This is a genomic window from Pseudomonas sp. VS40, assembly GCF_018587885.1.
GTDB classification, from domain to species: Bacteria; Pseudomonadota; Gammaproteobacteria; order Pseudomonadales; family Pseudomonadaceae; genus Aquipseudomonas; species Aquipseudomonas pergaminensis.
The window spans coordinates 90,748-109,927 of sequence record NZ_JAGYWD010000005.1 but is presented as its reverse complement, the minus strand read 5'-3'; the positions used below and the strand labels follow the sequence as shown (position 1 = coordinate 109,927).

At 61.9% G+C, this 19,180-nt stretch carries 19 protein-coding genes; 3 read left to right on the top strand and 16 right to left on the bottom strand.

Translation table 11 applies throughout. The features are described 5' to 3' along the window. Nucleotides 1–46 precede the first annotated feature (46 nt). Nucleotides 47–595: a DUF4865 family protein gene (locus KHP07_RS16395; protein WP_078047905.1), complete on the bottom strand. Its 549-nt coding sequence runs from the start codon at nt 593–595 to the stop codon at nt 47–49. Between the two features lie 93 nt (nt 596–688). Here KHP07_RS16395 and KHP07_RS16390 point away from each other — a divergent pair, with 93 nt between their 5' ends. Further along, nucleotides 689–1,561, top strand: a complete 873-nt coding sequence (locus tag KHP07_RS16390) for a LysR family transcriptional regulator (protein WP_214497521.1) — start codon at nt 689–691, stop codon at nt 1,559–1,561. 287 nt (nt 1,562–1,848) lie between these two features. On the opposite strand, the gene KHP07_RS16385 is transcribed toward KHP07_RS16390, so the two are convergent. From KHP07_RS16385 to KHP07_RS16315, 15 genes are all read right to left on the bottom strand, one after another. Further along, a complete protein-coding gene (locus tag KHP07_RS16385) occupies nt 1,849–2,826 on the bottom strand; it encodes a LysR family transcriptional regulator (protein WP_099492495.1) in 978 nt (325 codons plus the stop codon). A 50-nt stretch (nt 2,827–2,876) separates the two neighbouring features. Then, entirely contained in the window at nt 2,877–3,818 is a 942-nt protein-coding gene (locus KHP07_RS16380; RefSeq protein WP_078047902.1) for a peptidylprolyl isomerase, read from the bottom strand. Beyond that, entirely contained in the window at nt 3,815–4,267 is a 453-nt protein-coding gene (locus tag KHP07_RS16375) for a YbjN domain-containing protein (RefSeq protein ID WP_177409460.1), read from the bottom strand. Before KHP07_RS16375 ends, KHP07_RS16380 begins: the two co-directional genes overlap by 4 nt. A 20-nt stretch (nt 4,268–4,287) precedes the next feature. Then, nucleotides 4,288–4,914: a DNA repair protein gene (locus tag KHP07_RS16370; protein WP_214497520.1), complete on the bottom strand. Its 627-nt coding sequence runs from the start codon at nt 4,912–4,914 to the stop codon at nt 4,288–4,290. Nucleotides 4,915–4,932: 18 nt separating this feature from the next. Then, entirely contained in the window at nt 4,933–6,633 is a 1,701-nt protein-coding gene (locus KHP07_RS16365; protein WP_214497519.1) for a putative porin, read from the bottom strand. Between the two features lie 43 nt (nt 6,634–6,676). Next, nucleotides 6,677–7,381: an energy transducer TonB family protein gene (locus KHP07_RS16360; RefSeq protein WP_214497518.1), complete on the bottom strand. Its 705-nt coding sequence runs from the start codon at nt 7,379–7,381 to the stop codon at nt 6,677–6,679. 3 nt (nt 7,382–7,384) lie between these two features. After that, complete coding sequence (locus KHP07_RS16355; protein ID WP_214497517.1) at nt 7,385–7,810, bottom strand: ExbD/TolR family protein; 426 nt, start codon at nt 7,808–7,810, stop codon at nt 7,385–7,387. Between the two features lie 11 nt (nt 7,811–7,821). Next, entirely contained in the window at nt 7,822–9,621 is a 1,800-nt protein-coding gene (locus tag KHP07_RS16350; RefSeq protein WP_214497516.1) for a DUF2341 domain-containing protein, read from the bottom strand. Nucleotides 9,622–9,645: 24 nt separating this feature from the next. Further along, complete coding sequence (locus KHP07_RS16345; RefSeq protein WP_100491040.1) at nt 9,646–11,229, bottom strand: ShlB/FhaC/HecB family hemolysin secretion/activation protein; 1,584 nt, start codon at nt 11,227–11,229, stop codon at nt 9,646–9,648. Nucleotides 11,230–11,288: 59 nt separating this feature from the next. Beyond that, nucleotides 11,289–11,882 carry a transposase gene (locus KHP07_RS16340; RefSeq protein ID WP_100491041.1) on the bottom strand — a complete coding sequence of 198 codons (594 nt, stop codon included), beginning with the start codon at nt 11,880–11,882 and terminating at the stop codon, nt 11,289–11,291. A gap of 247 nt (nt 11,883–12,129) precedes the next feature. Continuing rightward, nucleotides 12,130–13,338 carry a DSD1 family PLP-dependent enzyme gene (locus KHP07_RS16335; protein WP_214497698.1) on the bottom strand — a complete coding sequence of 403 codons (1,209 nt, stop codon included), beginning with the start codon at nt 13,336–13,338 and terminating at the stop codon, nt 12,130–12,132. 56 nt (nt 13,339–13,394) lie between these two features. Continuing rightward, nucleotides 13,395–14,726 (bottom strand): D-arabinono-1,4-lactone oxidase, encoded by a 1,332-nt coding sequence (locus KHP07_RS16330; RefSeq protein ID WP_214497697.1) that lies wholly within the window; start codon nt 14,724–14,726, stop codon nt 13,395–13,397. A 73-nt stretch (nt 14,727–14,799) separates the two neighbouring features. Continuing rightward, nucleotides 14,800–15,156: a c-type cytochrome gene (locus KHP07_RS16325; protein WP_214497515.1), complete on the bottom strand. Its 357-nt coding sequence runs from the start codon at nt 15,154–15,156 to the stop codon at nt 14,800–14,802. A 145-nt stretch (nt 15,157–15,301) separates the two neighbouring features. Further along, nucleotides 15,302–16,054, bottom strand: a complete 753-nt coding sequence (locus tag KHP07_RS16320; protein ID WP_214497514.1) for an outer membrane beta-barrel protein — start codon at nt 16,052–16,054, stop codon at nt 15,302–15,304. 133 nt (nt 16,055–16,187) lie between these two features. Further along, the gene (locus KHP07_RS16315) at nt 16,188–17,015 is read right to left on the bottom strand and encodes an arylamine N-acetyltransferase family protein (protein ID WP_214497513.1); all 828 of its coding nucleotides are present in this window, start codon (nt 17,013–17,015) and stop codon (nt 16,188–16,190) included. A 120-nt stretch (nt 17,016–17,135) separates the two neighbouring features. Here KHP07_RS16315 and KHP07_RS16310 point away from each other — a divergent pair, with 120 nt between their 5' ends. Beyond that, nucleotides 17,136–17,372 (top strand): DUF6555 family protein, encoded by a 237-nt coding sequence (locus KHP07_RS16310; RefSeq protein WP_214497512.1) that lies wholly within the window; start codon nt 17,136–17,138, stop codon nt 17,370–17,372. A 516-nt stretch (nt 17,373–17,888) separates the two neighbouring features. Continuing rightward, nucleotides 17,889–18,872, top strand: a complete 984-nt coding sequence (locus KHP07_RS16305; RefSeq protein ID WP_078047889.1) for an LLM class oxidoreductase — start codon at nt 17,889–17,891, stop codon at nt 18,870–18,872. Nucleotides 18,873–19,180: the final 308 nt, after the last annotated feature.

The window sequence follows — 19,180 nt, the reverse complement described above, 5'->3', positions numbered from 1 at the left end:
GCAGAGTGCTTGAGACCAAAAAGAAAGAGCTTCAAGACTGGCGCAGTTAGCGCAGGGACGCAACGCCCTGTGCCAGATAGAGCACGTGATAGCCGTTACCTTGGCGCTCTGTATCCAGTGCCTTGGCCGACACAGTAATACGCACCAGCCGCCACGCTTGCACATCCAGCGCCAGCAACACTGCAAAAGTGTCGCCGCGGTCGGCCAGTTGTTGATTGCGCTGTTTCTCCTCGGCCAACACCGCCGCCCTGTCTGCCTCCGGCGCCAGCGGCCACTCCTCGCGATACAAACTCAACGCGCCTTGCGCCGGGCCACGTTGCACATCCAGCGGCAACCAGCTCTCGATATGCGGCCGTCCAAAGCTGTCGAGCACCTTCTGAAAACGTTCGCCAAGTAAAAAGTCAGCGGCCTGCAACGGATCGGCCCACAGGTACACCGACGCATACACATTGCCCCCGCTCTCCCGGGCGATAAACGCCTTGAACAGCAACCCTTCGGTGTCGTCCCAGAGCGGCCCCAATTGCGCGGCGCGCCGGCGGATCACGCCCATGTCGTAGTCAGCAGGCAAGCGGTGAGAATATTGTTTGGCAAACATACGAGAACTCCTGTGCAAGATGAGGGTTCAGCTTGCGTAGCGGCGATGATTTCAACAAGATATCAGCGGATATAGGTGCGATAAGGATTCAATATGGCTGACGTGCTCAAACCGCTGGATATCGACACTGTCCAGGCTTTCGTACTGGTGGCCGATTTCGCCAGTTTCACCCGCGCTGCCGAAGCCCTCGACACCTCGCAGGCGGCGATCAGCCTCAAGCTCAAACGCCTGGAAGAACGCGTCGGCTATCGCCTGCTTGAACGCACGCCCCGGCATGTGCGGCTCTCGCCCCAGGGCGAACAATTCATTGTCGCCGCCCGCGCCCTGCTCAATGCCCATGAACGCGCCTTGGCCGATATGGGCAGCCACGCATTGCGACGCTTGGTGATCGGCATCAGTGACCACGTGGCCGGCCCCGACCTGCCGACCTGGCTCAGCCGCCTGGCCGCCTATGACCCTTTAGTGATCCTCGAAGTGCGCATCGCTTCCTCCCGCGACCTGGTCGCCGCCTTTGATCGCAATGAGCTGGACGCGATCATCGTGCGCAACGAAGGCGACCGCCGAGACGGTGAAGTCCTGGCGGTGGAACGCTTCGGCTGGTTCGCCGCCCCCACCTGGCAACACACCCCCGGCACGCCGCTGCGCATGGCCACCATGGCCGCGCCCTGCGGCGTTCGCCACTTGGCCACACGCGCACTGGATGAGGCACGCATCGACTGGACCGAAATGTTCGTTGGCGGCGGTGTCATGGCCGTGGGCGCCGCCGTCAGCGCCGGATTGGGCGTCGCCGCCCTCGCCCATCGCGTTGCGCCGGCAGGTGCGGTGGAAGTGAGTGAGCAATACGGGTTGCCCGCCTTGCCCGTGAGCGAAGTCGTCCTCCACAGCCGCATCACCGATGGTCGCTCCAAGGAAACACTACGCGCACTGAGCGCCACCTTCCGCGGCGCGCTACGCAACCCCGTGTAGCCACCGGCCTGTCGGCGATGGGCGCCCGACAGTTTTTTCGCCGGCAAGCCGGCTCCACGGAGAACAAAAAGCGTATCTACGATGCGAAGCGAGTCGCTCTTGATCTTGATCTGAGGCGGCCCCCCAAATACCTGTCGGATTACGGGCACACCGAGCCTAAGCGAGGTGCCGAGTGTTGGGGCAAGAGCCTTTTGGTTACTTTTGGGCTCTTTTCAAAATTGACCCGCTGTAAGAGCGGAACCATTGGCGGCCAGCCCCCAAACAACGGATATGTACCCAATCAACCATCACTCAAACCACTCCCGCCTCCCCTCAAACGCCCCCACAATCAACTCCACAACCCCCCGCACCGCCTCACCCTCCCCCACCCGCGCATTCACCGCCAACCACACCTGCCGCTGCATACACTCATCCAACAACCCCGGCAACGCCACCAGCCCCCGGTCAAAACTGCTCATGTAATGCGGCAGCAACCCAATGCACGCTCCACAACGAATCATCTCCAGCATCAGCGAATAAGCATGCACCTGCACCACCGCCGCCAAGCGTTGCTGCACCACCTGGTTCCACGCCTGCAAAGCCGCCACCTGCGCATCAGGCTGCCACTGCACCAACATGTAGTCGTCAAGGTCCTCCACACTGTCCGGCCGTGTCGTCAACCGCGAATACCGCTTGGCGATATGCGGCAAATACTGCAAACGCGCCAAGGCCCTCGGCGGCTCAGTGGCAAAGCTCGGACCAGGCACAGGCCCTTCCGCGTCCGACAGCCACAGCACCACGTCCACATCCACCGCCTGCAATGACAGCTGGCTGTCGATCGAGATGATCTCCAGACGCACACTGGCATTGCGGCGCAGCAAGGCGATCAGGTCGCGCCCAAGAATGTCATGCAAGATCGGCTCAGCCACCGCCAGCCGAATCAACGGCTGCTCCGTCACCGGCAAGCGTCGCTCCTGGGCCAGGGCAATCAGCTGCGCCTGCAACTGCTGGCCATCGCGACTGAGCACCAGCCCATTGCCTTGATAGCTGAACAGCGAATGACGCACGTGTTCTTCAAGCTGCGCCAAACGCTTGCGCAACAGCGTCGCCTTGATATTCAAACTGCGCGCCGCCTGCATGAAACAACCGCAGCGCGCACTCACCAGAAAGTAGCGCGCCACCTCCGGGTCGATCTCATGGGCCAGGGCCAGCCAACTGCTACGGCCCTCGGCGGGTGCGCGATAAGCGGAGGGGCCCTGGGGGGCAGACGGTTCTAGAAATGCCATGGGAGACTCCCTGTCTTGTCAGTCTGTGCATCCAATGCGGTTGACCTGTGTTACTCCAGCACCTTGTTCAGCTCGGCGCCGTCGATGCTCAGGGTGGCAGTGTTGAGCATGCCTTCGAGGTAGGCTTTGGCGATCTGCTCCTGACGCTGGGCACGCAGGGCCTGGGTCAGGCGCTCACGCAGTTCGTCGAGGGTCGCAGTACGCGCCGGTTGCTGGCCGGTGAGCTTGAGCACATGGAACCCCGCCGCGCTTTGCACCACGTCCGACACGGCGCCGACCTTGAGACGTGACACCGCGCCGCGCACTTCCGGCACCAGTTGCTGCAACGGCTGCATGCCCGAGTCGCCGCCGCGCGTGGCGGAGTCGGCGTCCTGGGAATACTGGGTGGCCAGGGCGGCGAAATCACCCGGTGCGGCCTGGGCACGGCGGCTCAGTTCCTGGGCCTGGCGGCGCACGTTATCGACGGTTTGCGGGTCATTGGTCGCCAGGAAAATCTGGCTCACGCGATACAACGGCGGCGTTACCCACTGGGCCTTGCCGCTGTCGTAGGCCTGCTGCAACTCCGCCGCGCTGGGGTAATCGGCCGGCACCTGGCTGACCGAGAGCATGTAGTCGCGAAACACGATCTGCTCAGTGGCCGCACGGGTCTGCTGCTCCACGTCGGGGCGCTGGCGCCAGCCCTGGGCATCGGCTTGTTCAAGCACAGCCTTTTGCGCCAGGCGTGAGCGAATCCAGGTTTCCAGCGCGCCACGGTTGCCGCGCAATTGCTCACGGGATTCGGCAGGCAGGCTGGCCAGCACGGTTTTCAGCTCCGTCAGGTCGATCTGCTGATTGCCCAGGCGGGCCACCGCCGGCCCAGCCGATACAGGGCTGATCACCGGTGCCGGTTGCTGCGCCGCCACCGGGTCGCTGCCCGGTTGCAGGCTCAAGCCCACCGCCACCACCAGTAAAGCCAGCGCACCCGCGCCGACCATCAGGGTTGGTTTCTTCACAATACCGGTGCCTCGGTTTCAGCCTGCAACTGCGCGGCCTGCTGGCTGTACTCACGCAGGTAGACGATAAATTCCTGCAACAGGCGGTCCCACAACTCCAGCTGGCTACGCAGGTGCGTAGCGCCCACGCCCGCTACCACCACGTCCATTTCCATCAACAGGAATTCGCCCTGCACCGACAACCGCGCAAAACGTCGCGATGCGTTCCACACCTGGGCCAGACCTTCGGGCAATTCACCCTGGACCCGCAGCGCGCAACTGTAAGTGAAATCCACATAGTTGCCCTGCTCCGCTGCCGGGTTGCCGAAGCGCACGGCAAAGCCGATGCCCTGGCTGGCGCTGAGCAATTGCACGATGCCATTTTGTTCAGTCTGGTTGACCCGGTAGCCGGCTTCCTGCAGCAGCTCGGTAAGGCTCTGGGTGGTGACGCTGGTGATCAATTCGCTCATGGTGATTTCTTCCCTGTCTATCAATGATTGGCGGTTGCCTGGGGCGCATCGAAACGGCTCTTGTACAAATCGTCGCCAAAACCCTGGGCGAGTTCCTCGAACTTCACCCGTGCGCTGCTGGCGAACGGCTGGCGAATGCTCATCACCTCGGCCACGTCGATTTTTTCGTAGGCCGCGAGCAACTGCTGGGCCACGCCGTACATCTGTTGATTCTTGACTGAACATTGCTGCACTTGTGTGTCACGTTCGCTCAAGGACGCCTGCAAGCGGGCGCGCTCGGCCTCTTTGCCCTTGGCCAGCACCAGCAATTCGTCATAGGCCTTCTTGAACTTGCCGATCTGCTCGTTGCTGGCCGCCACCTGGGCTTGTGCCTGGCTGTGCAGGCTCTGTTGCTGGCCAGCCATTTGTTCGGCCACGCCACGCGCCTGGGCGAGTTCGGCCGTCAACTGCTTGATTTGCGCCTGGGCCTGCTTGGCCTGGTTTTCGGCGGCAATGCGCGCCGCGCTGGCCTGGGCCTGCTCGCTTTGCAGCGCCTGCAATTGCAGGGTGGTGCTGCGCAATTGCGTACGCAGGCGCTCTTCCATGCCCTCGGCCGACGCGCCGGTGGTGATCAGCAGCAGTAACAGCCCGCAGATTCGCGTGTTCATGTGGCATCTCCCTGCGCATCAAAAGCGCGTGTTGAGTTCCAGTTGCATCACATCGACTTCGAACGGCGCGCCATACACTTCGGAGGCGCTCAACCAGCGCGCACTGGCGTAGATGTTCTTTTCGATGCCGTAGTTGGCGCCAATGAAGTAACCCTTGGCGTTGGTCCCGCCCAAGTGGAACGAAGAATCGTTGAAGCCGTCGGGCAAGGCGTCGGGCTGGATGTACTTGTAGCCAGCCAGCACGTTCCAGTCGCCGCGCTTGCGCATCTCCAGCGCAGTGCCGAGGGTGAACGAGACCATCAGCGCATTGCCGCCACTTTCAAACTGGCCCTTGCTGTTGATGTTGTTGACGATCTCGCCCTCGCTGCGCTTGAGCATCTCGCCCTTGTCGTAGGCCAGGTTGTGGATGAAGTTGCCTTGGGTGCGCAGCTTGAAGTCGCTGGGCAACTCGGCATCCCAGGCCAGGTTCAGGTCGAGCACATCGAACTTGGACGCCAGGCCCACGAACTGGGGCTGTGGGGTCAGGCCAGGCGTGGCCGGGTTGGGGGTGATGTCACGCAGCAGGAACACGCTGTTGCCCTTTTGCATGAAGGCCAGGCGCGAACCGTCGCTGTCGCAGGCGGGCTGCCCGGCCCAGGGTTCACAGGCACCGGAGCGCTTACCTTCGATGTCGTCAAAGTGGTAGTACGCCACCGCGCCCTTGAGGCTGTTTTCGCGGTTGATCTTCCAGTTGGCGCCGATCTGCCCGCCAAACAGCCACTTGGTTTCGCTGTCTTCCTTGTCGAAGCCGTTGCTGCTGGCCGAGTCGGAGGTGTACTCCACCGGGAACGCGCCGAGGGTGCCGAACAGGCCCCACTCGCTGTTCAGGGCATGGTTGAAATTGGCGGCGATACCGTCGAAGTTCAGGTCGCCCGAATACATCATGTCGGTGGAATAAAACGGGTTGGCGAAGCGCCCGGCGGTGAGGGTCACGTCCGGGGTGGCCTTCCAGCTCAGGTAGCCCTGGTCGAGCCAGATGTCCTTCTTGCCAAACCCGCCGCCCAGGGTCTGGGTGGTGGACACCGGGTTGTTGTCGGAGCCGGTGCCGACGCGAATACCGGCGGTCCATTCCGGCGACAGCACCGCTTTCATGCCCAGGCGCGCACGCAGGCGGAACAGGTTTTCGCGGTCCTTGGTGGTATTGAGCAGCGGCGGCAGCTTGGTGTTGGTGTCTTTGTTGGTGTCGTACGGGCCGCTTTCATTGAGCTTGGCGTAGTCGACGATCTCGTTGCTGTTGTTGCCCGAAAAGTAGCGTGATTCATCCCGCAGGCGGATATCACCATCAAAGGTGATGCGCGAGACCCAGTCTGGGAAAGTATTGGGCTGGGCCCAGTTTTCCTGCTTGGCGGTGGCCATGACCTCGGCCTTAACCTGGTCGCGAATCTGATCCTTTACCGCCTGCGGCACGTACTGCACGCGCACATCGCCGGGCGCGGCGGTCGGGCCGGCGGCAACCACTGGCGCCGCATTCGCCTGGCGTGCCTGCTGGGCTTCCTTTTCCGCCTGGGCGATCAGCCCATTGGCGGTGTCCTGGGTCAGCACGCCTTGCTGCACCAACAGGCGGATCAGGTTGATCGTGACGTTTTCCGAGGGCGCGACCGGCGCTGCAGCCGCCTGGCCGACCAGGGTCGCGATGACCATGCCAACCGCCAGGGTCAGTCGATTCACGGGGGAAATCATGTGTACGCAACTCCTGTAAAAAACCGTAGATAAGAGGTTTCGATCAATCCGGGCGCCGGCCCTTGAGGGACAGGCGCATGGGCAGCGTCAACGACGCCGGCGGCTTCTGGGTGGCACGCGGTGCCTGTATCAAGGCGAGCATCTGCGCATCGGTCTCGGCATCGCCGCTGGACTTGGCCACCAGCGCTTTGGTGACTTGGCCATCGGCGCCCAGCCACAGGTCTATCTGTATCGAGAACGCCTTCTTGCGCAGCTCAGGGTCTTCGCGCATCAGCCGTTGATAAGTGCCGGCCAGGTACTGCTTGTAAGTGCCCGTTCCCAGCCCGCCGCCACCACTGCCGGCCATGCCGCCGCCTTTACCGGCGCCGATGTTGAAACCGTCAGTGCCAGACTGGGCGTCGCCGTCGATCTGCATCGGGTTGGCCAGGTCCTCGTTAGGCGACGGTGGCGCTTCCTCGGCCGGCTTGACCTCTTCGGGTTCCGGGCTGGGCACCGGCTCCGGGATTTTTTCTTCGATTTGGGGCTCGGGCTCCTTGGGCTTTTCCGGCGGCGGCGGTGGCGGTGGTGGCAGCGGGATAATCGTCGGCACCTTCGGCGCTTCGCGGCGCACGCCACTCATGTCATTGGCCCATTGCCACAAGAACCAGGCCGCCACGGCGCCCAGCAACAGGCCGGCGCCCCACTTCAAAGGGCGCAAGGCCGGGGTCTTTTTCACTGGCAAGGGTGCGATCGGGATCTGTGCGGTCATGGCTCAGCCCTGGCTCGGTTTGCCGGTGACCAGCCCGACCTGGGACAGCTCCAGCCGGCGCAGCAGGTCAAGCACTTCGATCACCTTCTGGTACTGCACCATCGCGTCGCCGCGCACGATCACCGGGAAGTCCGGGTTCAGCGCTTTCTCGATGCGCAGGCGCTCTTCCAGGTCGCCGAGGGTCACCGGGTAGGCATCGAGGAACACCTGGCCGCCGTCATTCACCGAGATGGCCTTGGTCTTGGCCTCCGACAACGACACCGAAGCACTGGCCTTGGGCAGGTGAATCTGGATGCCCGACACCTGGGCGGTGGCGGTGAGGATAAACATCACCAGCACCACCATGAGCACGTCCACCAGGGGCGTGATGTTGATGCTGTCGACGGCCGCGTCATCGTCATCGTCGTGGGAGGCATTTACGGAAGCCATGGCGATTCTCCTCAGGCCGGAACAGCCGCGTGATGGTCACGACGGTGCGCCGCTTCACTGGATTGGCTCTCGCCGTGCATCTCCGCCAGGCGGGTGATGAACTCGTCGACAAACACGCGCATGTCCGCGCTGACTTCCTTGTTGCGCGTGATCAACCGGTTGTAGCCAAACAGCGCCGGGATTGCGACAAACAGGCCCATGGCGGTCGCCAGCAACGCCGCCGCCATACCGGGGGCGATGGCGTTGATGTTTACGTCACCGGCCATCGCCGTGCCGAGGAACACCACCATGATCCCCAGCACCGTACCGAGCAGGCCGATGTACGGGCCGCCGGCAATGGCGTTGGACAAGGTCGAGAGCTTGGCGCTGAGCGCCTGGTTTTCGCGGGTGCGCACACCGTCCATGGAACAGCGGATGGCTTCGATGGTGGCGGCCGAGACCGACGAGGTGTCGGCACCCTGGGCACGCCGGGTACGGATCTCCTTGACCGCCACCAGGTACAGGCGCCACAGCGAAGAATGGGCCAGGCGTTCGCCGAGCTGGGCGTCGTCGGCGTACATCTCCAGGCGCGTGCCGATCTGCGCGAAGTGCTCGCGGAAGATCTCGTTGGCACCGCTCACCCGGCTGACCTGGCGGTTCTTGCGCAGCATGATGACCCACGACTGGAACATCATCGCCACCAGCACCAGGATGATCACCCAGGCGTCCACCGGCACGGCGTTGAGCAGGAAGCCCAGGCTGCCGAAACCAAAGCCGGACTGTTCTTCGTCCACCCCGTAGGCCACCAGTTTCGACTCGGCGCCCTGGGCGCTGGCATCGGCCAGTAACAGAGCAGCCGGGCGCGCCACCTTGGACAGGCGCAGCTCATCAATGGCCCCTGCGAATGGCTGGCGCGTGCTGCCGGCTTCCGGCAAGTCGGCGCCGAGGGCCAGCTGGGAATTGAACGCCGGCAAGGCGACCGCCAGGGTCGCGGTTTCACGGCCATTCACATACAGCGTGACCTTGTCACCCTCGGCAGTGAACGCCAGGTGCTGCCATTGGCCGGGGTTCAGCGGTTGGGTCGACACCGCGCGCTGACCGTCGATCTCTACAAACGGCATGCCCTGGTTCAAGCCCAGCAGCAGGCTATGGGGGCCATCCCGGCGCGCCAGGACGACTTGCTCGCCACTGGCCTGGTCCAGGCGCAACCAGGCGCTGAAGGTGAACGCAGCGCCTGCCGCGTGTTGCAGCGAGGGGCTGGCCGGCAACATCAGCGGTTGGCCACTGAACTGCAAGGCACGGCCGATCACGCCATCGATGGCTGCGCCGGTGGCGTTCAACGCCGTGTTGGCATAGGCCGTGGTGTCCCGGGCCGGCGTGCCATTGGCGCCGTCAAAATGGTAGAGCGCGGTGTAGTTCGGGTCGAACGTCAGCTGGCCGTTGGCGGTGGCCGGGGCCTTCTGGTTGCCGTAGTACATCCACAGGTCCTGGCGCTGGCCGCCTTCAACCTTGGGCACATCGACCCAGATCAGCGCCATGCCCATCAGCGGGTCGAAGCTTTCGATCTGGTGGTTGAACACGGTCTTGTCGTCGGCACTCACAAAGCGCAGGTCGGCGCCGTCCTCCTTGACCCCGTCAAAAGTGAAGTTGCCGGTGTGCAGGCGCACCAGCAGCGCGGTGCGGCCCAGGGCCTGGTTGATCGCGGCGCCTTGGGCGGTGGTGTCCACCGAAATCTGTTTGCGGTAGTGCCAGTCGTCCTGCCACCAGGCATGGGCAGTGGCCGGGAGCGCGAAGCCCAGGCAGATCAACAGGCTCAGGAATAGGCGTTGCATGGGTGAAGTCTCCGGAAGAAAAAGTCAGAAAGTCGCCTGCACACTGAAGTGCAGCCGCGAGTCCTGTTTCTGGGTGTTCGGTCCATCGAGCAGCGGGTAGCCCCAATCCAGGCTGCCGGACAACCATTTGCTCAAACTGGCGCGGGTGCCCAGGCCAACACTGGCCAGGCTGTATTCGTCTTCTTGCTCGGGCAGCGGATCGTGCAGGCGCATGCGCGCACCTTCGGCGAACGCATAGAAACGCCACTCCTGCACATAGCTGCCAAGGAACTTGGCCAGGGACGGTGTGCGCAATTCCTGGGAGAGCAAATACCCCTCGTCCCCGGTGCGCTCGGCTGCCAGGTAACCGCGCACCGACGTGGCGCCACCGGCGGAATACTGCTCGTTGGAAACCAGGGGGCCAGAGGCGAGCTGGAAACCGCCCTTGGTCGCCGACTGCCAATCGTTGGCGAAGGTATAGGTGTAATTCAGGTCGCCCTTGAGCACGGCAAAACTGGCGCTGGCCTTGTAGCGCTTGTACTCGAATTCCTCGGCGTCACTGCCGTAGCCGAAGAACGCGCGGGTGCCCACCACCAGGTTCAGGCCCAGGCCCAATTGCGACTGTTCGGTGTAGCGAAAGCCGTTGTAGCCCAAGGTGAACGGCGCGTATTTGAGCGGCACCTGGTCGCTGCTGGCGCCGAATTTCATCTGCTCGTCGAAGTCCTTGAAGTCGACGCCGAACGAGAATGAGTTGGCCCAGTTGCCCGCCGCCGGCAGGTTGTAGATGGCCGACACCCCGTAGGAATGGCCCTTGCCCAACACATTGCTGCCGCCGATGGTGGCGATGTTGCTGTCGGACTGGTAACCCGAGAACTGCAAGGTCCAACGCTCGTTCAGCGGCGCCGTGTAGGAACCGGACCAGACCTTGGCATTCTCGGTGTCCTGGGGCGCAGTGAAAAAGGTCAGGGAAATGCTGTGGCCCAGTTGCCAGAGGTTGTCATAGCCCAGGGTCGCCACCGAGCGCAGTTTTTCGGTGTCGGCGCTGTAGTCGTTGTTCAGGCCAAGGCTGGCGTGCCAGGGGTTCTGGTCTTCCACCTGCAGGTCCACATCCATGGTGCCCGGGCGCTGGCCCTCGCGAACCAGCGGCGTGACCTGGCGCCCTGCCCCCCGGTTGAGACCGGCCAATTGGGTCTGCACCGTGGCAAAGTCCGGCACCGCGCCCTCCTCCAGGGCCGGCACCTGCTCGCGGATTTCCACTGGCGAATAGTGCTTGGCACCGACCACGCGCACGCGGCCGACCTTGGTTTCGCTGACCTGCAGGTAGACGATACCGTCATCGACCTTCTGCTCCGGCAGCTCGACAAACACCGACTGGTAGCCACGCGACTGGTAGATCTTCTGCAGCGCATCGCGGGCGCCTTCGATATCGCCCAGGGTCTTTTGCGGCCCCAGGAACGGATACACCGCTTCCTCGATCGTCGCCGCATCGAGCACGGTGTTGCCGCGCACGAAGTACTCATTGACATCGACCTTGCGCGCCGCCGCGTCTTCCTCGGCCAACACCGGTTGCGCCAGGCTCCCCAGCGTCACGCAACACAGCGCCAGCGTTAATTTGAACAGATGCTCCACACCGCCCCCTGACTGTCTGATTTTTTGCGCCGCCGCCGATTGCCCGGCGTGCGGCTGGCTCAATTGCTGGTGATCGACGTGCTGCCGTGGCGTGCCAGCCAGGTGTGCAACAGGGCGAAGTTCAGCGAGAACTCCGGCATGTGCAGCAAGGCGCCACAAAACACGTCACCGATGATTTTCTGGATGAGTTGCACCGCACGCGGGTTGTTGAGCAGCGTGGCGATGTCGCGGGTCAATGCATGGATGCTCCAGACCTTCTGGTTGAGGTCCAGGCCGACGAACCAGCGGAACAGCAGGTTGTAGTTGAGCTGTTCATGCAGTTGCTGCTCGCTGGGTACCGAATACAGGAGTTGCAGCAGCAGGATCTGCAGCACGGTCTGTGGGGCGATCGACATCGCGGGTTCGGCGGTGAGCCAGTCACGGTGCTGGTCGAGGACTTCGTCGATCTGCGGGCGCAGCAATACCAGGGAATGGCTGGCCGGGATGTAGCTGGAGACTTCCTTGCGGGTGCCCTGCCAGTCGTCCTGGGAGACGATCCAGACCCAGGGTGCGCCGTAGCGATAGACCGACACCGGCTTCTTGCGCGCGGCTTCGACGATCTTCGACAGGCGCTGGTCGAGCTCCTGCATGCCGACTTTCGAGTAACGTTCCATAGTTCCCATCGCCCCACTCCTGGCATCCTGCTTGCGGCTGAAAAGCCCACCTTTCTGGTGGGCTCAAGCGCGTTACACAGGAGAGACGGGAATGGCCAAGGGCTACCGAACTTTTGTCATGAAAGCTTCATTTTGGATTGGGTGGGGGGCAATTTCTGGTGGGGTGTGTAGCCGTTATTCGGGTGATGGCTGCTATGGCTTCCGCCCTTACCAGCCGTTACCGCAGCAACGGATAGAGCGCCAATCGTCACGAATAAACCGGCCAAACCTCAACAACCTTACCCCCCCGTACCCCCAGCAAATCCCCAAACTGCAACAACACAAACTCACTCTGCGTCGGCCGTAAAAACACCTGGTCATCCACGTTCAACCCCACAGCCGGCGACCCATTGACCATCTCCTGATTAGAACTACGCCCATACAACTCATTGCTCTTTAACCCACCCGGCGACTCGAACTCCGCCAACCAATTCCCTCCATAAATAAAGTAAGTCCCCCGCTGGTTCGGATCCCACCACGAAAACACCCGCGACTTGCCATCCAACGCCGGAATATCCACCGCCCCCGTGCTTTTCAACACCGGCGTGGCGATAAACACCGCTGGCACATGCTCGCTCAAGGAAGGCAAATCATAATGGGTGGGCTTGAGCAACGCGGTCCCCACCGACACCTCCGTGCTCAGCCGCTCCTGCTCGTGAATCCGATAACTCGGGCTCCCCGCCGTATTCAACGTAAGCCCCTCCCCCCACCCCCCTGCAACGTGCTGCCGAGTAAAATCCACATAGCCGGTGTAGCGCCGCATCACCTGCTCGAACAATGTTTGGGGCGAACCCAGAATGCCCGGCACGCCCATCCCCACGAACGGGTCATAGCCCATGAACCCCGCAAACACCAAATGCCGAGGGTTGGCGCTGATCAGCGTGAGCATCTGCCCAAGCACCGCGTTATCACTGACACCGCCTCGATGCAGCCCCACATCCAGCTCGATGTTGACGCGCAACCGCACGCCCAAGCCTTGGGCCAACGCCAGGTAGTGCTGCAAGCGCTCGGGCGTGTCCAACAACCACTGCAATTGCCGCGACGGGTCGAACGGCCCCTTGTGGGTCTGATAAAACAGCTCGGCCGAACGCACCGGCAGCGGCTTGCCCATCAAAATATCCGCCTCGGGGAACACCTGGGCATCATGGTTCAGGAACGGCTGGTGAAACGACATCAGCCGCTGCGTGCCCGCACGCTTGGCGATGTAGGCCAGCAGCCCTGGCGATGGCAGGGATTTCTCCACCAGGCGCAGGTGTTTGCCGCCACGCTTGACCGACTGCATGACCACATCAATGTTGTGATCCAGCCGATCCAGGTCGATCAGCATCACCGGGCGCATCGGCCCATGGGCCTTGAGTTCGGCGTTGAGGGTGCGGAAGTAATCGTTGTAGGGGCTGCCCCGGTCACTCGGGCGCAGCCACCAGGCGCCGGCGGCCAGCAAGGCGCCTGTGCCGAGTACAAAATGTCGACGGTTCATCGGGCCACTCCCAGGATGGATGACAGGTGCGCGTTGAGGAATTTGCCACTCGGGTCCAACTCACGGCGCACGCGGGTGAACTCGTCCCAACGCGGGTACAGCGGCTGCAGGGTGCGCGCGTTGAGGGTGTGCAATTTGCCCCAGTGCGGGCGGCCGGCGTATTTCCAGAAGATCGGCTCCACGGCGGCGAAAAAGTTGTGATGGTCCATGGCGTAGTGCTGGTGCACGGAGATCGAGCAACTGTCGCGGCCTTCGAACATGCTCAGGGGAATGTCATCGGCCTTGACGTAGCGGTACTCGATGGGAAACCAGGTGCGCAGGTCCTTGTCGTTGATCAGCTTGAGGATCTCGCGCAGGCACGCCGGCCCATGCTCGGCAGGCACCGAATATTCCATCTCGTTGAAACGCACATTGCGCACGTTGGCGTACACCTCGAAGGACTCGGCCACGCGGTCCTCGAAGCTGGCAAAAAAGCGCAGGCTGTTGAGCAAGGTGCGACGTGTGCCGGGGAAGTCGCTGGCGTATTTGTCGAGCTTCTCGATGATCGTCACGAACGCATTGCCGCCCGCCTCCGCCGGGTCGATGGGGGGTGTTGCTGGATCGTTGGTTTCATTGAGGGCAATCGACATCGCGTAGTCGGAATGGGTGACCACCAGCATTTCCCAGTGCTGGTTGTCCCGCGTGTTTTTATCCACGTCTTCCAGCAGCTCTTCGGTCTTGGCGATCCACTGGCGTTCGCGCAGGCGATAGGGCGTGCGGTTCTGCGAGCGAATGCGGGTGGCTACGCCCAGCGCGCCGAGGGACACGCGGGCGGCGCTGAACACCTCCGGATGGCGCTGGGCGTCGCAGTCCAGCACGTCACCCTGGGCGGTCACCAATTGCAGCCCGGTGACGCAACCGGAATACGAGGTGAAGCCTACGCCGGTGCCGTGGGTCGAGGTGGAAATCGCCCCGGCCAGGGTCTGGTAATCGATATCCGCCATGTTCGGCAGCGCTTGGCCCACCGCCTTGAGCGCCGGGCCCATGCGCGACATCGGCGTGCCGGCGGCGAAGGTGGCCTGCAAGGTTGCCGGGTCGTGATCGAGCAGCCCATTGAAGTAGCTCAGTGAGAGCAAGGTGCCATCAGTCGGCACCAGGGCGCTGAAGGAATGCGCCGAACCGACCGGCCGCACCTGCCCCGGCGCCTGGCGAATCACCTGCACCAGTTCGTCCAGGTCTTTCGGCGCCAGGCGTGCCAATGGCAAACAGGTCTGCGCCCCCGACCAGTTGCGCCACGGAATCAGGCGAGGTGCCCGCGCCAATTGGGCCAGCACCGGGTTGCTGGCCAGCGCCATGAAAGCCCCGGCCATGCCGGCGCGCTGCAAGAGTTGCCGCCGTGAAAGCGCCATTCACCACCCCGTCTTATTGTTGGATTTGAACACCGGCCATAAAGCCGATCAGCGCCACAAACTGTGCCTCGGAACACTGCATGCACAGGCCCATCGGCGGCATGCCGTTGTAGCCGTTGATGCTGTGGTCCAGCAGCGTGTCGACGCCTTGGGCGATACGCGGGCTCCACGCCGCGCGGTCACCGGTCAGCGGCGCACCGGACGCCGGGTTGGCGTGGCACAGCTTGCAACTGCTGTCATAGACCTGGGCCAGCGCCGGGTCGGCGGGCATGGCAGTCGCCGCAGTGGCGCGTTCGGGGGGGTGTCGGGGTTTGTCATCACAGGCCGTGAGCAGGCCGAATACAACCAACAGCGAGGCGATGCGGGGCATGGCCACCCTCTCTTCTTATGATGTGGAAAGCGGTTTCCACACTAAGGCAGCGGCACGGCGGCGTTGAGGGTTTTGGCGGACACAAAGGGGGGCTGTTGCGGACAGTTGAACGTGGGCGTTGGCCGCCCACGTCCTGGCGAGGGGCTTAGAAGGCGATACCGACCTTGAACCCGTACTCGTCACGCTTGAGCTTGGTGTTGTCGGCCACGTCGGAGTCACCGTCAAGCTTGTACTCGGTGCGGGTGTAGTACAGGCCCGCGACGACCGGCAGGTCACCCTTCTGGTTCATCAGCAGGCTGACTTCAGCGTAGGGGTTGGTGCGGTCCTTGAGGTCCACGGTGTCGCTGCCAAAGTCATCGACCTTGAGCTTGGTGCGGCCATCGATGGTACGACGGGCGCCGGCTTCGACACGCAGGGTCATATCATCGAACTGGTGGTTGTAGCCCAGGGCCGCCTTGGCGAACGGCGACTTGTTGGTGAGCTTCACGTCGAGGTCATTGATCTCCGGCTCGTAGCGCGTCCAGCTGTAGCCACCGCCCACGATCACGTCGACAAAATTGCGCGCATCCAGCGCGGCACGCCAGCCGAGGTCCAGATCGGCCTGGCCTTCCTTGAGTTTGTTGTCGCTCTTTTCGCCGTACTTGGCTTCGATACCGGCCTGGTAGATAAAGCCGGATTCGGCAGTGAGCTTGTTGCCGAAGTTGTAGAACAGGCCGGCTTCGGGCATGTGGCTCTTGTCGCTCTCGCTGCCGCCTTCAAATTTGAAATCGTTGTAGCTGCCCAGGATCCCGAAGGTAGAAATCGGGTCAGTGGACGGTGCGGCGAACACCGCGGCAGGCGCAGCGACCAGCGCCAGCAGCGAGGAACCCTTGAGGAATTTTCCGAATAGCTTGGACATCGTTTTACATCTCCTTGTCTGGTGAGCAAATTATTCAGGAACCGCTTCGAACCCCTGCTCGCGCGAAAGGTTCGAATTAATTTGCACCGATTTGAAGGTAAAACGGTTCAGCGAAGGCTCTAGATCAATATTCTCACGAATTAGCCATTACAAGGCCATCAAGCATTTGGCGCAGCGTCGTGTCGACAGGTACCCGAATGCCAAAGGTCTCGGTCAGCAACTCCAACAGTTCATCGGCACTGCCGAGGGTGTGTTTTTCACTCGGCCGATCCAGGAAATGCACGGCGTAGTTGGCGTTGTTCAAGGTATGGCGCTTGCCCGGCGCCAAGCGTGCGACTTTCAGCTGGCCCACGAAGGGCGAATCCGGGTGCGTGGAGACGTACCAGTTGCCGATCTCATAGTCGATGGCCGCCTGCGCTTGCAGGTCGAACACATACAACCCACGCCACTCCTCCCCCACCTGTGCCCACAGCGTGTAATTGCCCTGCCCGTCGAAGGTCAGGCGATAAGGCTCATGCGCCGTGGCCTGCACTGCTTCGGTGTCCAGCTGCAATGGGCTGCTGGGTACCATGCCGCCAAAACCGACATCACTGATATAGCGCACCCCGTCCAGGGTCACCAGGCTCAAGCGATGGGTACGCGCCGTGTGCGCATCCGGCGGCCCACCCATCACCACCCGCCCGGTAATGCCGCGCGCATCGAAGCCGAGCGCCTGCAACAGCGCCAAAAACATCTGGTTCAACTCATAGCAATAACCGCCCCGGCCGTCCAACAGCACCTTTTGCTCGACGCTGGGCAAGTCGATAGGCACCGGCACGCGCATCAAGGTCGACAGGCTTTCGAAGGCAAAGGTGCACACATGGCGCAACTGCAGCGCTTGCAGGGTTTGCAGGGTCGGCGCGGGCGGCGTGTCATAGCCCAGGCGTTGCAAATAGAGGCGGCTATGGGTCAGCAAAGACATGGCGCAATCCTTGGACGCGAGGGGATGGCGACACTATGCCGCGCCAGCACGCAGATTGTCATTTTGAATGAACCTTTTTGAACACTCCCGTATCCATCTATAACAACACAGGGAGGCAACATGAGTACCGCAAAAATCTACACCATCCACTACCAGCTGCATGGCAAACCGAAGTCCTTTGTGGTGCGTGCCGAAGTGATGAACAACGCCGAAGCCTGGCACTGGGCGGCGGTCGATGCCGACATCGCGCACGTGAGTCGCGTGGGGCGCGTGGGCCATGAACAGGTGAAGAAAACGACGCGGCCTTGGGCGGAGAGGTATGGGATTACGGACGTGACTTGGGTTGCGCCGAAGTGAAGGGAAAAGCCCCGCCGTGTCAGGCGGGGCTTTTGCGAGTGACTTGCCTTTTTTGGGCTTACGTAGGTCGAGGGCTGGGGGTTTGGGGCATTGGCTGGAAGCGGCCATCCACGAAGGACTGCTTCCGGCCAATAGCGGCCGTTCTGGAATGGCAGGAAACGACCGATAACTGTCTTCGATACGCGACTTTCGCCCGTCAGCGGCTCGATTGTAAGAATATGGCGGAGAGCTGCAAAACCGCCTACGCTTATAGAATGATTCCTCGAACGCCTTGCCCATCTGGTGGTATAGAGCCGAGAGATCTGACTTCCTTTGACCGTCCGCTTAACACCTACCCGGACCAACCCGCGCCTATCGCCAGCAACTGCCCCCTGAGTCCGGTCCACACAACCAGCAGTACGGCGCAACGGGTAAAAGCCAGACCCAGTACCCCCACCTGCCGTTCAAAAGCGACCGATGCCGCAGCACCTCTGGAAACGGGGGCGCTGTTCACGTTCTGTCATGAGGTCAATCCGTATGTATCGGCCGAGCACGATTCCTTACCAGCAGCATCGAGGGTTCAGCCGAACCTTCACTCAGGGGCATTTGAGCCTTGGATTATTCTTTCCCATGGAGGCGTTCGACGGGGACACTCCGAGCATGCTCAACCAGGTCACACTGGCTAAAAAAGCCGAGGCGCTGGGCTTCTGCGCGCTCTGGTTTCGCGACGTGCCGCTTCGCGACCCTGGCTTCGGCGATGTCGGCCAAGTCTTCGACCCCTGGGTTTACCTGGGTTATATGGCCGCCCATACCTCGGAGATTGCACTTGGCACCGCCTCCATCGCCATCCCGCTGCACCATCCCCTGCACACGGCCAAGGCGTCAGCCAGCGTCGATCAGTTGAGCACTGGTCGCTTGATTCTGGGGGTTGCTTCGGGAGATCGGCCAGTGGAGTTTTCGGCGTTTGGCGTCGATCCCGAAAGGCGTGGAGAGATCTTTCGAGAACACTACGAAGTGATTCGCCGTGCCCACAGCACCAGTTTTGAGCCCATCCACTGGAGCACTGGTGAAATGCAAGGCGCAGACCTGATTCCGAAACCTACCACCCAATTCATTCCAATGCTCGTGACCGGCAACAGTCGCCAGTCACTGGATTGGATCGCGCGTGAGAGCAACGGATGGATCAACTATCCACGCATTCCGAACATGCAGCGGCTGGTCGTGGAAGATTGGCGACTGGAGGTCACGAAACAATGTGGTTCTGTGTATAAGCCCTTTACTCAGTCGCTGTACATCGATCTCGATGAGAATCCGTCAACGCCACCCACACGTATCCATTTGGGGTTCAGACTTGGACGTTACCATCTACGATTTTTGCTGGAGTCGCTTGAGGAAATCGGCGTGGACCACGTCATTCTCAATCTCAAATACGGCAAGCGCCCTGCGGTGGAAGTTATTGAGGAATTGGGTACGCACATCGTTGCGCAGTTCGGAGTGCAGCCGCGTCAGGCAGCTCATTGAACATCGGTCACTGCTACGCCGACGAATGCTCACTTGACGAAACCATTAGGTGTCACGGCGCGGATGACCTACGGTTCTATATCAATGATGGAGATCTTCGCGCCATGAGCGACCGGTGCCCGGCAAACAATCTACCCTACTCATCCTGAACACGTGATGAGCACATTGCCTTGCAGATTCTGTGCGGCTTCCACGCCGTCCATGGACACGATTTGCGCGCATATCCTTTCACTTATACCGAACGCGCAAGCATGGCATGAATCCTGGACACAGCACTTTAGCCATGACATTTATCTTCAATACAAGTG

Bases quoted from the DNA above. Each gene is read 5' to 3' on its own strand.
- KHP07_RS16395 (WP_078047905.1), bottom strand. From the start codon at position 595: ATGTTTGCCAAACAATATTCTCACCGCTTGCCTGCTGACTACGACATG.
- KHP07_RS16355 (WP_214497517.1), bottom strand. From the start codon at position 7,810: ATGGCTTCCGTAAATGCCTCCCACGACGATGACGATGACGCGGCCGTC.
- KHP07_RS16340 (WP_100491041.1), bottom strand. From the start codon at position 11,882: ATGGAACGTTACTCGAAAGTCGGCATGCAGGAGCTCGACCAGCGCCTG.
- KHP07_RS16320 (WP_214497514.1), bottom strand. From the start codon at position 16,054: ATGTCCAAGCTATTCGGAAAATTCCTCAAGGGTTCCTCGCTGCTGGCG.
- KHP07_RS16375 (WP_177409460.1), bottom strand. From the start codon at position 4,267: ATGAGCGAATTGATCACCAGCGTCACCACCCAGAGCCTTACCGAGCTG.
- KHP07_RS16360 (WP_214497518.1), bottom strand. From the start codon at position 7,381: ATGACCGCACAGATCCCGATCGCACCCTTGCCAGTGAAAAAGACCCCG.
- KHP07_RS16315 (WP_214497513.1), bottom strand. From the start codon at position 17,015: ATGTCTTTGCTGACCCATAGCCGCCTCTATTTGCAACGCCTGGGCTAT.
- KHP07_RS16350 (WP_214497516.1), bottom strand. From the start codon at position 9,621: ATGCAACGCCTATTCCTGAGCCTGTTGATCTGCCTGGGCTTCGCGCTC.
- KHP07_RS16365 (WP_214497519.1), bottom strand. From the start codon at position 6,633: ATGATTTCCCCCGTGAATCGACTGACCCTGGCGGTTGGCATGGTCATC.
- KHP07_RS16390 (WP_214497521.1), top strand. From the start codon at position 689: ATGGCTGACGTGCTCAAACCGCTGGATATCGACACTGTCCAGGCTTTC.
- KHP07_RS16325 (WP_214497515.1), bottom strand. From the start codon at position 15,156: ATGCCCCGCATCGCCTCGCTGTTGGTTGTATTCGGCCTGCTCACGGCC.
- KHP07_RS16370 (WP_214497520.1), bottom strand. From the start codon at position 4,914: ATGAACACGCGAATCTGCGGGCTGTTACTGCTGCTGATCACCACCGGC.
- KHP07_RS16305 (WP_078047889.1), top strand. From the start codon at position 17,889: ATGTATCGGCCGAGCACGATTCCTTACCAGCAGCATCGAGGGTTCAGC.
- KHP07_RS16385 (WP_099492495.1), bottom strand. From the start codon at position 2,826: ATGGCATTTCTAGAACCGTCTGCCCCCCAGGGCCCCTCCGCTTATCGC.
- KHP07_RS16310 (WP_214497512.1), top strand. From the start codon at position 17,136: ATGAGTACCGCAAAAATCTACACCATCCACTACCAGCTGCATGGCAAA.